Origin of the sequence: Glacieibacterium sp. (assembly GCF_965200405.1) — a bacterium.
In the GTDB taxonomy this organism is placed as follows: domain Bacteria; phylum Pseudomonadota; class Alphaproteobacteria; order Sphingomonadales; family Sphingomonadaceae; genus Glacieibacterium.
Genome location: NZ_OZ241356.1, coordinates 1241640 through 1254943 on the forward strand (window position 1 = coordinate 1241640; position 13304 = coordinate 1254943).

At 60.9% G+C, this 13304-nt stretch carries 12 protein-coding genes; 4 read left to right on the plus strand and 8 right to left on the minus strand.

What is annotated here, in order from left to right; all coding sequences use genetic code 11:
- Positions 1-74 precede the first annotated feature (74 nt).
- Positions 75-1370, plus strand: a complete 1296-nt coding sequence (locus ACOFKW_RS05620; RefSeq protein WP_419816365.1) for an MFS transporter — start codon at positions 75-77, stop codon at positions 1368-1370.
- 3 nt (positions 1371-1373) lie between these two features.
- Entirely contained in the window at positions 1374-2288 is a 915-nt protein-coding gene (locus tag ACOFKW_RS05625) for a GDP-mannose 4,6-dehydratase (RefSeq protein ID WP_419816366.1), read from the plus strand.
- On the opposite strand, the gene ACOFKW_RS05630 is transcribed toward ACOFKW_RS05625, so the two are convergent.
- Complete coding sequence (locus ACOFKW_RS05630; protein WP_419816367.1) at positions 2285-3715, minus strand: mannose-1-phosphate guanylyltransferase/mannose-6-phosphate isomerase; 1431 nt, start codon at positions 3713-3715, stop codon at positions 2285-2287. The genes ACOFKW_RS05625 and ACOFKW_RS05630 overlap by 4 nt on opposite strands.
- 421 nt (positions 3716-4136) lie before the next feature.
- On the opposite strand from ACOFKW_RS05630, the gene ACOFKW_RS05635 reads away from it, so the two are divergent.
- Positions 4137-5090, plus strand: coding sequence for a Wzz/FepE/Etk N-terminal domain-containing protein (locus tag ACOFKW_RS05635; RefSeq protein WP_419816368.1), 954 nt, complete (start codon positions 4137-4139; stop codon positions 5088-5090).
- Between the two features lie 21 nt (positions 5091-5111).
- Here the strand turns inward: ACOFKW_RS05635 and ACOFKW_RS05640 are convergent, their stop codons facing one another.
- The 3 genes from ACOFKW_RS05640 to ACOFKW_RS05650 are packed head-to-tail and all read right to left on the minus strand — an operon-like array spanning position 5112 to position 8145.
- Positions 5112-5897, minus strand: a complete 786-nt coding sequence (locus ACOFKW_RS05640) for a glycosyltransferase (RefSeq protein ID WP_419816369.1) — start codon at positions 5895-5897, stop codon at positions 5112-5114.
- Positions 5894-6880: a glycosyltransferase gene (locus ACOFKW_RS05645; protein WP_419816370.1), complete on the minus strand. Its 987-nt coding sequence runs from the start codon at positions 6878-6880 to the stop codon at positions 5894-5896. The genes ACOFKW_RS05640 and ACOFKW_RS05645 overlap by 4 nt, the downstream gene beginning before the upstream one ends.
- The gene (locus tag ACOFKW_RS05650; protein WP_419816371.1) at positions 6880-8145 is read right to left on the minus strand and encodes a hypothetical protein; all 1266 of its coding nucleotides are present in this window, start codon (positions 8143-8145) and stop codon (positions 6880-6882) included. The genes ACOFKW_RS05645 and ACOFKW_RS05650 overlap by 1 nt, the downstream gene beginning before the upstream one ends.
- 100 nt (positions 8146-8245) lie before the next feature.
- Between ACOFKW_RS05650 and ACOFKW_RS05655 the strand changes: the two genes are divergently transcribed.
- Positions 8246-9346 carry a glycosyltransferase family 4 protein gene (locus ACOFKW_RS05655; protein WP_419816372.1) on the plus strand — a complete coding sequence of 367 codons (1101 nt, stop codon included), beginning with the start codon at positions 8246-8248 and terminating at the stop codon, positions 9344-9346.
- On the opposite strand, the gene ACOFKW_RS05660 is transcribed toward ACOFKW_RS05655, so the two are convergent.
- The 4 genes from ACOFKW_RS05660 to ACOFKW_RS05675 all read right to left on the minus strand — a co-directional run bounded on the left by ACOFKW_RS05660 (position 9343) and on the right by ACOFKW_RS05675 (position 13302).
- Complete coding sequence (locus tag ACOFKW_RS05660) at positions 9343-10623, minus strand: glycosyltransferase family 4 protein (protein ID WP_419816373.1); 1281 nt, start codon at positions 10621-10623, stop codon at positions 9343-9345. The two genes, ACOFKW_RS05655 and ACOFKW_RS05660, sit on opposite strands and share 4 nt — an antisense overlap.
- A 64-nt stretch (positions 10624-10687) precedes the next feature.
- Positions 10688-11485, minus strand: a complete 798-nt coding sequence (locus ACOFKW_RS05665) for a class I SAM-dependent methyltransferase (RefSeq protein ID WP_419816374.1) — start codon at positions 11483-11485, stop codon at positions 10688-10690.
- A 76-nt stretch (positions 11486-11561) separates the two neighbouring features.
- Positions 11562-13079: an oligosaccharide flippase family protein gene (locus ACOFKW_RS05670; RefSeq protein ID WP_419816375.1), complete on the minus strand. Its 1518-nt coding sequence runs from the start codon at positions 13077-13079 to the stop codon at positions 11562-11564.
- Between the two features lies 1 nt (position 13080).
- Positions 13081-13302, minus strand: a complete 222-nt coding sequence (locus ACOFKW_RS05675; RefSeq protein WP_419816376.1) for a hypothetical protein — start codon at positions 13300-13302, stop codon at positions 13081-13083.
- Positions 13303-13304: the final 2 nt, after the last annotated feature.

The window sequence follows — 13304 nt, forward strand, 5'->3', positions numbered from 1 at the left end:
GCCCCGACATTGCGGCGTAACGACGGGTGCGGCAAGAGCGGCGGACGGACCGAAGCTCCCGGGGAAACGAAGCGATGGCCAGCCTGCTCACCTCGCGCCGCTTCGCGCCGCTGTTCGCGACCCAGTTCCTCGGGGCGTTCAACGACAATCTCTACAAGACCGCGATGCTGTTCCTGATCACCTATCGGCTGATGTCCGCCGACCTGACCGGCGCGGCGACGCTGGTGACGGTGGCGGGCGGCGTGTTCATCCTGCCGTTCTTCCCGTTCTCCGCGCTCGCCGGGCAGATCGCCGATGCGCTCGACAAGGCGCAGGTGGCGCGCTGGGTAAAGACCGCCGAGATCGCGATCATGGCGGTCGGCGCGCTTGCCCTGACCCACGACTCGATTCCGTTGCTAATGCTGGTGCTGTTCCTGATGGGCCTGCACTCGACAATCTTCGGCCCGTTCAAATACGCCATCCTGCCCCAGCACCTCGCGCCCGGCGAACTTCTCGGCGGCACCGGGCTGGTCGAAGGCGGTACCTTCGTCGCCATCCTGCTCGCCCAGATCCTCGGTGGCCTGCTCGCTCCCGGGACCGCCGCGATCGCCGTGCTGGTCGTCGCGATCATCGGCTCACTGACCGCGCGCTTGATTCCGCCAGCCCCGCCGCTCGGCTCGGCAACGATCGACTGGAATCCGCTGACCTCCTCCCGCGCCGTCCTCGCCCAGGCCTTTGCCAACCGGCAGGTCCGCACCGCGATCATCGCGATCTCGTGGTTCTGGGCATTGGGCGCGGTCTACACCAGCGCCTTCATCCCGCTGGTCAAGGGCGCGCTGGGCGCCAGCGAGACGGTGGCGACGCTGTTTCTCACCGCCTTCTCGATCGGTATCGCCACCGGCTCGATCGGCGTCACCCGCCTGCTCAAGGGACGCGTCTCCGGCGGGGCGGCGCCCTGGGCCGCGCTCGGCCTCGCCCTGTTCAGCACCGACCTGTATTTCGCCATCGGCGCAATGCCGCCACCGACGGCGACACCGCTGACCGTCGCGGGCATCTTTGCGGAGCCAGCCGGCTGGCGCGTCCTCGCCGACCTGTTCGGCCTGGCCGTCGCCGGCGGCGTATTCTCGGTCCCGCTCTATGCAATCCTGCAGACCGCCAGCGAACAGGGCAGCCGCTCGCGTGCCGTTGCGGCCAACAACATCGTCAATTCCGCCTTCATGGTCGCCGCCGCCCTGCTTGCCGCGACGGCCGTCTCCCAGGGCGTTCCGGTGCGAGTCGTGCTGCTGGCGACCGGCCTGACCGCCCTGCCGCTGCTGCCGCTGCTGTTCGGCCTGCGCTATTCAACGCGGCGCGTCTTGGTTAAGGCTTCCGCAACGGGGCCGACGGAGTAAGGCGTGACGACTTCCCTCATCCTCGGTGTCGCTGGTGGCGAGGGCGCCTATCTGTCCCGCCTCCTCCAGGCTCGCGGCCATCAAGTCTGGGCGACCACGCCGAACCCGGCCACCGACGATCTTGCCGCGCTCGACGACCTGGGTGTCCGGGCGGACATCAAGCTGCTCGAACTACGCTCGGGCGGCGACCTGCCTGTCCTGCTGGCCGATATGCGCGCCGACGAGATCTACGACCTGCGACCGACCTTCGGCGGCGATCCCGAGGGGCTGGCCGAAGACTGCCGCCGCTTGCTGGGCGCCCTGCCCGGCTCTACCCGCGCGTTCATCGCCGGATCGGGCGAGGCTTACGGCGACACTGGTGGCGTCGCCGCAACCGAGTCGACGCGCTTTGCCCCTGCAACCGACGCGGGGACGGCGACCGCCGCAATCGTCGGCCTGGTCGAACAGGCTCGCAGCGACGGCAGGTTCGCCGTGACGGGGCTGCAGTTCGATCACGCCTCACGCTTTGGACCACGGGGCGGCCGGGCAATGGAAATCATCGCGGCGGTCCATGCGATCTCGTCGGGCGAGACCGACACGCTCGAGCTCGACGACGCCGACGACGAGCTCGACTGGGGCTGGACGCCTGAATATGTCGACGCAATGCGGCGCATGCTCGCCGCCAACGAGCCGCATGACCGGATCATCGCCACCGGCACCCGGCTCAGCGTCCGGGCATTTGCGGGCCACGCCCTCGACTATTTCCGCGTCGACGGCGAGCGACTGGTCACCGATCCGCTGCACACCCGCGCCATCCGCACCCGCCTTGGCGATCCTGCCGCGATCAACCGCGACACCGGCTGGCGCGCCTACACCCACGGCCGCGACCTGGTCGACACGCTGTGCGAAGGCTATGCCGCCGGCATCGGCGCCGCCTAGACGCGCGAGTATTTGTCCTCGAACCGGACGATGTCGTCTTCGCCGAGATAGCTGCCGCACTGCACCTCGACCAGGTGAAGGTGAGTCGACTGGCGGTTCTCCAGCCGGTGCTTGGTGCCGACGGGGATGTAGACCGATTCGTTCTCGCGGACGACCTGTTCGACATCGTTGATCGTGACGATCGCCTCGCCCTCGACTACGACCCAGTGCTCCGACCGTTTGTGATGCAGCTGGGAAGACAGTTGCCCGCCCGGCTTGACCGTCAGCCGCTTGGTCTGGAACCGCTCACCGATGTCGGTGCTCTCGTACGTGCCCCAAGGCCGGTGAACGACCGTGTGGAGCATGTGGCGGTTGCTGTTCCGCGCCTTGAGCTCGTCGACGACCAGCTTGACGTCCTGCGACCGGTTGCGCGGCACGACCAGGACGGCGTCCCGGGTCGACACGACGACCATGTCCTCGACCCCGACCAGCGCGACCGACGGCCCATTGTCGACGCGCACCAGGCAATTGGTCGAGTCGATCGCGACGACCTCGCCGACAAGCGCATTTCCGTCATCGTCGTGCGGCGCGATATCCCACAGCGCATTCCACGACCCGACGTCGGACCAGCCCATCTCGACGGGCACGACCGCAGCGCGATCGGTGTGCTCCATGACGGCATAGTCGATCGACAGATTCGGGGCCGTGAGGAAAGCCGCACGGTCGGGCCGCAGGAAGACGCCATCCGCTGCCGCGTTGGCCATCGCGTCGACACAGGCGTGCAGGATTTCAGGCGCATGCTCCGCCAGCGCATCGAGATAAGCTTGGGCACTGAACACGAAGATGCCGCCGTTCCAGGCGTAATCGCCGCTGTCGAAGAAGCCGAGCGCCGTCGCGGCATCGGGCTTCTCGACGAATCGAGCCACGGCATGGACGCCGGGCTGGCCATCCAGCGCTCCGCCGACCTCGATATAGCCATAGCCGGTCTCCGGCCCCTGCGGCTTGATCCCGAAGGTCACCAGCCTGCCGGCCCGAGCCGACGGAAGCGCTTTCGCTACCGCTGCGTCAAAGGCCTGCGCGTCGTTGATGACATGGTCCGAAGGCGCCACGACGAGCAACGCCGACGGGTCAGTCTTGAGCGCCGCCAGCGCCGCCAGCGCGATTGCCGGAGCGGTATTGCGACCCTCGGGCTCCAGCAGGATGGTCGCCTGCGAGATACCGATATCCCCAAGAAGGTCGGCAATGAGGAAGCGGTGATCCTCGCCCCCAACGACGATCGGCGAAGCATAACCGCTGCCCGGAGCGAACCGCCGGGCGGTGGTCTGCAACATCGAGCTCTCCGACGCGATCGGCAGCAACTGCTTGGGGTGCAGCGACCGCGACACCGGCCACAGACGCGTGCCTGCTCCACCTGACAGGATGACGGGAAAAATTTGTCCTGCGGACATGCTCGAACTCACCAATTGAATCGGTTTAAGCTGCGCCTCATACCCAGCCGGGAAGGAAGGTGCGACCGAAAAGCACCGGCAGCCTTGCTGGGCCTTTAATGGTTAGAACGTCACGGTCGTCCTGTCAGTTCGACATTCGCTCGAGCCTTTTACGATCCCTCAAGCAAGGCACCGGCCCATATTTACAGGCGGTCAAACCTGGGGCCTGCGCGGAACGGGCGCGCTTGATGCGTCAACGCCTCCCTGCAGAGTCTTCGCGACGATCTGTCGAGGCTCATTCGCCAACGGCGCGACGGTCCCGATCGACGCGTTCGGACGCTCGCAGCAGCCTAGCGACCGTGTAACTGGGGAGGTGGTCGTTCTGATTGGCGGAACGGCCTTAACGCTTGCGCTTATTCCGGCGTCGGATAAGTGCAGACCTATGCTGCGCGACCCCCCAATCGACGATAACGCATCCGACGAGATTGATCTTGTTACCTGGGGTTTGCGGCTTTGGCGCCGCAAGTGGCTCGGTCTGTTGATCGTCGCGGCGTTCGTTGCGTCGGCCGCCGTTTATCTGCACCGCGCTGACTATCTATACACGGCAAAGCTTCTGGTGAGCCCGGCGGATCAAAGCGGATCGAGGCCAGGTGGGGACTTGGCAAGCCTTGGCTCTCTGGTCGGTGTCAACATCTCGGGTCAGGCGAGTTCCGCATTCTCGATGTACGCTGATGCGGCTACCTCATATCCGGTGGCGGAGCGGCTGAGCCGAGATCGGCGCATCATGCACTCGGTATTCCGCAGTCAATGGGACGAACAGCTGAGAGGCTGGCACCAGCCTACGTCGGCTTTCGGAAGCCTGCTGTCCTTGATCAAGGGAGCGATCGGCGTGCAGCAGCGACCTTGGCATCCCCCGGATGCGAGGGACCTTAAGCTTTTCATGGAAAGCGAGATCGGTGTCGTTGAGGACAAGCGTAAATCAGCGGCGACGCTCGTGTTCAGCGATACTGACCCACTGTTTGCCGGATACTTCCTGACGCAGATCAACGCGACCGCCGATTCCTTCCTGCGCGAGAAAGCGCTCGCTCGGGCAACCAGCTACGTCACCTATCTTGAGCGCCGGCTGGGCCAGATCCAGGTTGCGGAGTATCGCCAGTCGATGGCTCAGGTTCTTGGAAACTATGAGAAGACCAGGATGATGGCCAGTTCCAACGCCTCTTTTGCGGCGGAGCCGTTTGGCGGGGTCTGGGTCTCGCCGGTCCCGACGTACCCAAGGCCGCTGGTCATACTGATGCTTTCCGCACTCGCCGGGCTGGTCGTCTGGCTCGCTCTGGTCCTAGTGCTGCTACCGACCATTTCAACGTTTCGAAACAGGGCGCGTCTCGCCAGCCGATGAACCTTTGTTTCGCAGACGAGCTTATCTGCGCAACGTCACGCTCCAGAACGACATCGATGTCCACACACGCAGCAGGCTGGTGAGATGCCAGACCAGATGCTTTACAGACCGGTGGCTGTCGCGCTGGGCGTCGTGGACAATCTTCGAATGCCGATCGACAGCGAGAGCGTATCCGTTCGCATAGAGCCGAGCACAAATCTCGTAATCCTCGCAGTAGAGGAAGAACCGCTCATCGAAACCGCCGATCTGTCGATATGCGGCAGCGTCGAACATCAGGGACATACCCGCCAGCCAATAAAAGGCCCGTCCACGTCGCGTCGGCAGATCTGGCGTCACGACCCCCCGACGGCCATGTCGCCGTAGCAACAGGGACCATGGGGTCAAATTTGTCCGCACTGCATCCTCTGTCTCGCCGCAGCTCGACAAAATTCGGGGTGCCAGCACGCCGACGTTCGGGATTGTCGCAGCGAGCCGGACAAGTGAGGAAAAGGGCTCAACCTCAGCGATACGAAGGTCCGGATTGAGCACAGCGAACCATCGCGTCGTGCAATGTTCGAATGCGGCATTGTGGTTCGCGCCAAAGCCTTTTGGGACGCTGTTCCGGACGACCGTGACCAGGATGTTCGCGTAACTGTCGAATGATAGATCCTCGGCGACGTTGAGCGTAACGACGACCTTGGTTCCGGCCAGCGTGGCTTGGTTGTCGAGATCGTCGAGCAAGCTCGTCAGTAGCCCGCCATGGCCATGGCTAACCACCGACAAGGTCAGGTCTCGCGCCAGAACGATTGCACCGTTGACGTCGCTCATCGGGACGCAGCGATTGACTCGAAAAGTTCGTTATACTGTTGCCCAACCTGTATAAGTCCGGGTCTTGGCCTGGTTGACGGCTCGGGGTGCCAGCCGCGCGGACGATCAAACGCGCGGTTTAGCGCAGCGACCATGGCATTCGTATTCAGCGGATCGAAGAAGTCCACGTCGCCATCGTAGAACTCGCGGTGCACGGCGATGTCCGAGCAGAGCACATCCGCGCCGAGCGACAATGCCTCGGCAATCGGCAGGTTCAGGCCCTCGGCAAGTGTAGGCGACCAGACAAAGCGGGACTGCCGCACCCATTGCTGGAGCAGCGCATCGGGGATATTACGATGCTGCTCCAGGCGAACGCCCGCATCATGACAGGCCGCCAAGCCGGCGGCCGACATCGAACCAACGACCTTCAGACCGATGCCGCGCGCTTTAGCACTGCTGGCCGCGAAACTCTCGCCTGCCCGGCCGGTATTTTTGTGAGGCAGGGCATTGGTCACCAACAGGACGAAGTCGTCTGGCAGAGGTGCGTCTTCTGGAACCAGTCCAGCCTCGATCCTAGGGGCAACGTCGATCGGTCCCGCGATGACGACCGTCTTTGTCGGATCGATGTCGAAGTTGCGCAGGACAGCGTCGCGGGTCGCATTCGAGATGCACACCACCGATCGGGCGTTATCGAGCAAGCGAGCGAACACTGTTTTCAACAACGGCAGGCGCCAGTCGTCGCGATACACATACTCGATGTTTATACAGTCGAGGACGGTGACGACGTGATTTCGAGCTATCAGCGGACCGCGGTGTGACGGCGACCAATAGATCGCGTCTGGGCGTCCTCGGACGAACATCTCGCGCAATCGCGCCGTCCTTCCGGTCAACGCCGCGACCTCGACGCATCCGGGCCAATCGAGGTGCGCCATGACGCCCGCATAATAGCGACGCGCACCAAGAGAGGAACCGGCGATAGCCGTTCCGTTGACGATCAGGTCCATCACGCCGCGACCGCGGGGGATGACAGCGTGTGCCGCGACCGGCTCGCTAACCGGGCGCGCAGATGCAAAGCAGCTACGAGCAAAATCGCTGAACCGGTAAAATAACCCGCGCCCCGGACAAACATCTCCACAAGATAGCCGACGAAAACGGCGTGGATGAACAGTGACGCTTTTGGGATGCTGCCAGGCGTTCTGGCAAAGGTACGAAGTGTAAGCATCGATCGCCCGGCAAGGAACGTCAAGCCGATGATGATGCCGACGCCGATGACACCGAACTCGCTGAGCAGCTTGGCGGCACCGAAGCCGCCGTCGAGGATATTAGCATCGTCTCCTACAAGCACGTAAATCAACCTGGAGATGTCGGTGTTGGTGCCCTGCAGGCCGAGTTGCTGGAAGCCCGCTCCCCAGCCGCTGGTTATGCGGAACGCCTCGTCGGTGAGCTGCCATCCCTGCAGCCAGACCAGCGTTGATAGGTTCTGCGAACCTCCGCTGAAGTCGAGGCGATCGACGAAATAGCTCAGGTCGACGACACTCAGCGCACCGACCAGCAGCGCTGCGATCACGGCTGGGATGGTCAGCCCGCGCGTACACGAGAGCACCACGACAACCCAGCCGACCGCTAGCGTCAGACTTTCAAGCATCAGAATCAGCACGAGGCCAAGCCCCAGCAACGCCAATCGCCGCGGCAAGGATGCGGCAATGCAGACGTAGGTGTATACCGGCATGAAGGCCAATACGAAGTGTGATGGTTCGGTAAACGGAAAGTAGGGCTTAAGATAGTGATCGGAGAACGGCGGCGTGAACCCGGTGCGCTGCAGGACGACAACCCCGCACATTGACCAGAATACCAGACGCATGGCGCTGTCGATCCTGGCGTCCGTGGCAGTTTCGATCGTCGCGGTCAGCGCGCTGCCGCCGATCATAACTGCCAGCAGAGGCGCGAACGAAGCCAGTGCATGCCCGATCTCGACGGGATGAAACAGGCTCGACACAGCAAGATGGAAACAGATCGCCAAAGCCAGCGCGGCGAACACCGTGGCACTTGTCCGTAAAGGCGGCTTCAGCCGGTTCGGATATGCGGCGGCAAGCAGCGCAACGACGCCCGCCGCAAGTGCTGTGCCAACCGCCAGAGAGGATGCAGCGCCGACAAAGAAGACCAACCCTGGCAGCATCGCGACGGCGAGCAGCATCGCACCAAGCGGCGCAACGCCGGTCCCCCGCCCGGGAGCGGGCAGACCTCCCCGATCGGCTTCGGCTCTTTCCATAGCGTGTAGCTAGCAGGTCTATGCACGTCGATGGAAGCCGTGTGAGAAGCGCACGAATCGTCTAGAGCGGCGGTGAGCAGATTTGGCCAGAAAGCGTTGAATGAGCAGAGCCCTGACGATCGGCGTCGAAGCGACCGCATTTTCGGTCCGGCGAAGCGGCATCAGCAATTATATCATCAATCTTCTTGCCCATTTCGATGAAGTTGCCGGCGACATCCGATTGCTGATGTATTCCCACAGCCCGCTCGACATACCGGAGTTGCCACGCGCCATAGCGCGTAAGGTCGGCCGGCCCGGGCGTGGGATTGTTTGGCGTAACACCGGGCTTGCAAGCGCATTAAGGGCCGATCAGCCAGACGTATTTTGGGGCGCCAATGGGCTGTTGCCGATCATTCGGCCGCGTCGGATGCGAACTGTCGTTACGGTATACGACTTGGTCTATCTCCTGGCCGGAGACGCCTCGCCATGGGTCAATCGGCTGACCCGCCGCTTCGACCAACCCTATTCGGTCAGGGTCGCCGACCGCGTGATGGCGATTTCACGATCGACCGCCGCGGACATGACGCAAGTTTATGGCCGAGCCCCGGACGAAGTGATCCTGCCGATCGTCAGCGCGGCCTACAAACCGCAGCCGCAAGCGGCGGTTGCCGTCGTCCGTCACAAATACGCGCTTCCAGCCGAGTATCTTCTGACTATCGGTACACTTGAGCCACGCAAGAACCTTGTTTCACTTATCCGGGCCATGCTGCGTCTTCAGGAGCAAGGCGTGTTCGTACCGCCGCTCATCGTTGCCGGTGGTCGAGGCTGGCTCGACGGCGAGATAACCCGGGCGGTCGCCGCGGCCGAGACGGCCGGTGTCGCCCGCACATTGGGTTATGTAGACGAATTGGACATGCCGGCGCTTTACAGCGGAGCAGCCTACTTCGTCTTCGCACCGCTGTATGAAGGGTTTGGTATGCCCGTTGTAGAGGCACAAATGTGCGGTACGGCAGTCATTGCCTCCGATATTGCCTCGCTACGCGAGGCTAGCGCCGGCTACGCGACCTTTTTCTCACCGACCGTGGAGGGTATCGCCGCCTGCCTGGCTAAGTTGGCAACGAACCCGGCTGCAACGCCGCGCCGGCCAGTCGATAGCATCGATAACGATCCGATGGCGGCGGCGGCGCGTCTGTGGTCGGTAATGCGGTCGACCCTAGACTAGCTGTCGACGGCAGGCTTGATCCCGAGCAATAATTGCCGCGCCGATCCATGCCAGTCGATCCACTCGAAGCTCGGTCTGAGCTTGGTATCCCGTCCGCGATCATCTTCTATCGTTTCGATCACGCGAGCGAGGTCGGCCGACTCGCCGAGACTGAAAAATGTTACCCCATCCGTCCCGATTTCCCGGAATGCCGGAATATCGGAGGCGACCACGGGCACGCCGCGATGCAGCGCCTCGACCAATGGCAAGCCGAAGCCCTCGATCGTCGAGGCCAGGATCGAGGCGAACGACATGTCGAACGCCGTCGCCAGCATGGCGTCCGTGGCACCGTGGACGAGAAACAGCCGCCGCCCAACTTCCGGGTGAGCGGCGCAGCGCGTCAGAAACGCTTCGGTGTCCCAGCCAATCTTGCCAATCAGCAGAAGTTTGTCCTGACGAGAGGAGGCCCATAGGCGCTCGAAGGCGTCGAGGACGGCGGCATGGCCTTTGCGAGGTTCAAGCGTACCGACCATCACGAAGATGCGTCCGTCGCCTTCCAGCAAACCATCGGGCCAGTCGCCGGCCCGCGGCGGCGCGGGTGACGAGCCTGGTTGGTCGAGATCGGCACCGAGGTAGAAGTAAGCGACAGGTATATCGAGACCGCGCGCCGATAGGAAATGCTGAACTTCAGACGCGCTGAATCGGGAGATCGACATAATCTGCGTCGAGACAGGGAAAAGCTTTTCCAATTGCCGTATAAACGCGCGGGGCAGGCGGCTTTCGCAAAATTGCGGGTGGCTGACCGGGATCATGTCGTAGATCACCGGGATAATGCGGCAGCCGGTCGCAGCGGCGCGGACGGCTGCATCGACCGCAGTGCAGCCACCCCAAAAAGAGTCGAGCAAGAGGATCGTGTCCTCCTTGAGAAATTCGACCGGCGCTTCGTTGGCGAGGCCCGATAGAATTCGTCGGACTTGCCTATCCGTGCGGATTTTCGAAAGGGCTTCATACACTGAAGGGAGCCGCGCAAGCCCGCGTTTGATGAGCCGAGTGACCTTGGTATCGTTCGTCAACCGTGCTTCTGAAGGGCGAACCGCTGTCGTAAACAGCTTGTCGGTTCCGGCCGGCGCCAATAAGTGAAAGCGATCGCCAAGCGCCAAAACCGGCACCATCTGGATATCGAACTCTGGGCCAATTTCGGTACTGGCACGGGCAATTTGGCGAACCACTCGCTGAATGCCGGTGTTCAAACCGCGCAATAACAGCTCGCTCACGTCATAATAAACGGTCAATGTCATCAAAGTTGCACGCGCAAAGTCTAAAACCAATCAACGGTGTCTGGAAGTTAGATAGCCGACACTTTTATATAAGCTTAGCGTCGGTGATCAGTTTGGCATCCTGAACATACCCATCAGCTATACGATAGCCAAGTATGGCACGGTACATACGAATAACTCGCGGATGTAGCCGCACACGTAAGATAAGCCGCATCAATGAAGTCAACGTACCACGCTTGCAGAATAAACTATAATTATTGTATCGAAAAAGATCGAAATCGTATTTTTTTGCGATAAATTCAAGAGCTTGTTCGCTGTAGAAAAAGATATGATGCCCGGTATTTGGGATGAGGTAGGACCAGTCTGGCCCCTGGCCGCTGTAAGGCGTCGTCATAATTAGGATGGCCGATGGACGCTTTAAGAACAAGCGGTCGATTTCCTCGTCGGGCTTAGCAAAATGTTCAAAAACTTCGAACGCAGTGAGCATGTCGGGTTTTGAGAAGTTTGGCTCTGCAAAACCTTGAGCATATACTGGTTGCGCATAACTGTCGGATACAAACGCATTCTTGTTATGGTCTCGCAACAGACGGCAGAGCAGGCCATCGCCGCCGCCAATGTCGACGATGTTGGAGTGCTTCAGCAAATTTGCGATCGTTAGCGATGCGGCAAGGCTATCCATATTGCGATGCGCAGCACCGGTGTCCAAGTCGTTCAAATTGCTGGAATATGCCTCATCAAGCCAAAACGGTAGCTCGGTCTGTAGCGAGCCACAGGACGTGCACAGAAAGTAGCCGATTTCGTATTTTTGAAGCACGGTCAGCGTAAATTCGTGGAGGCTGATATTGTCGCAAAGCCGGCACGAAATTTGAGTTTTTGTCAGCACCCGGGTGCAATGTCACAACATTGGACCCGGTTCAATGGCCGGGAACAGCCAAACAACGCGGATGCCGGTCCTCCCATCACGCACGCAGGGCCTTCGCTGCCGCGTAGCGAAAAGCAGTAAAAGCGCGCTGTCGCATAGGTGGGATCATCAAAACCGAGCCTGCCATTGCTCCTGCGCCGACCAGTACCAGAAAAAACAGCGACCCTAGCCTGTCATGGAGACCATCGGGCCTCAGTATCACCGCCGGAACGACTATGAGAAGCGCTCCCAAGATTGGTCGGCACACGTCATGGATATACCATCTCCACTGCTCTCCCTTCAGCAGCCGACGATGCATAAGCGGCAACTGAATTAACAAATTCGATACGTTGAGGGCCGTCCAAACGCCCGCTGCCGCGAGGGCGCCGAAGCGCGGCACTGCCCATAGAAGAGTCGGCATCAATAGCACTAGGCCGCAAATATTGACGGTCAGCACCAGACGCGTCCAGCCGTAGGCAAGTTGCAGCTGCAGTGGCACCTGCATGATGCCGTTTATAAAATTCCCGATCGCCAAGATCGCCAGCGCTGGCGCTGTGACCGTCGCCAATCGCGCGTTGTTCGACCAAGCGAACAAAATCGTCATCGGAAATGCAGCAAGCAAGGCCGCCGCCGGCGCAATCACAACGCAAGCTAGCTGAGCTGTTGTGTGATAAGTCGCGCGTAGTCTGACGACATCGTCAGCTATGGCTTGACGGACAAAGGCCGGATAGATCGCCTGCGTGATCGGTGCAACGATCATGAAGATGACACCGCTGACAGTGGATGCCAGCATATAGTAACCAAAACTCTCAAGTGGCATCAAACGCGACAGAAGCAGTTTGTCGACCTGTGTCATAAGCACGGCGAGGATGCTAAATCCGATCATGCTACCTGCGAAGCGGCGAACTTCGACAATCGTCGACCAAGTGAAACGGGCAGGTTTTGGCGCGGCGGGGAGTGCCAGGTAAAGTTTTAGTCCAAACACGACGAGAGTGAGCATCGAGACGAAGCCCTGCCATAGAAAGAAGGCCTCGGGCGTCGGCGCGACGAATGCCAATACCGCAACAGCACCGCCCGACCGCAACGATGCCAGAACGACACTCGCGCCATTGTACCAGACCTGCTGCTGTAGGCCGATCAGCGCGCTACGATAAATGCCTTCGCAAAATCGCAAGGCAACGACGATTGCCATGATCGTCATCGCGTGCGCGACCGTCGACACCGGCAATTTATCGACACGCAGCCAATGAGTAGCGATCAGCGAAGATGACAGGATCATCCCAGCAGCAACAATCACCGCAATTATAGCGCACAGTATTTCAAGGCTGCGCAACAAGTTACGAATGAACTGCACTGGAACGACGCCCGCCGTATATCGGGCCATCTCGCGGCTGAGCGTCGGTGTCATTCCAAGATCGAGAAGGGCAAGCCAAGCTTGCACCAGCGCGAACAGGCCCACCAACGCATAGGCCTCCATCGTTAGATAGTGGATATAGACCGGAACGAAAGCAAGACCGAGCACTGCAGTGACGCCCTGCCCGAAGTAATTGGCGAGTATGTTGCGACGGACCGCCACTTCAGACTGCGCTACTTTCCGGCAACAGTATTATCTCATGAAGTATAAACGCATTAGGCTCGTCAATACCCAAAGCATAATCATTGTTGCCGTCAGTAATTATCCTGTCCCACTGCTCAAAACCAGGCAGAGTTTCTACATGTGTCGTTTGCAAACCGGTGCATGAGACTTCAAAGTGGTCGCTCTCAGATGCTTCGCGGACTGGAAAATAGGTCGTCGCCACCG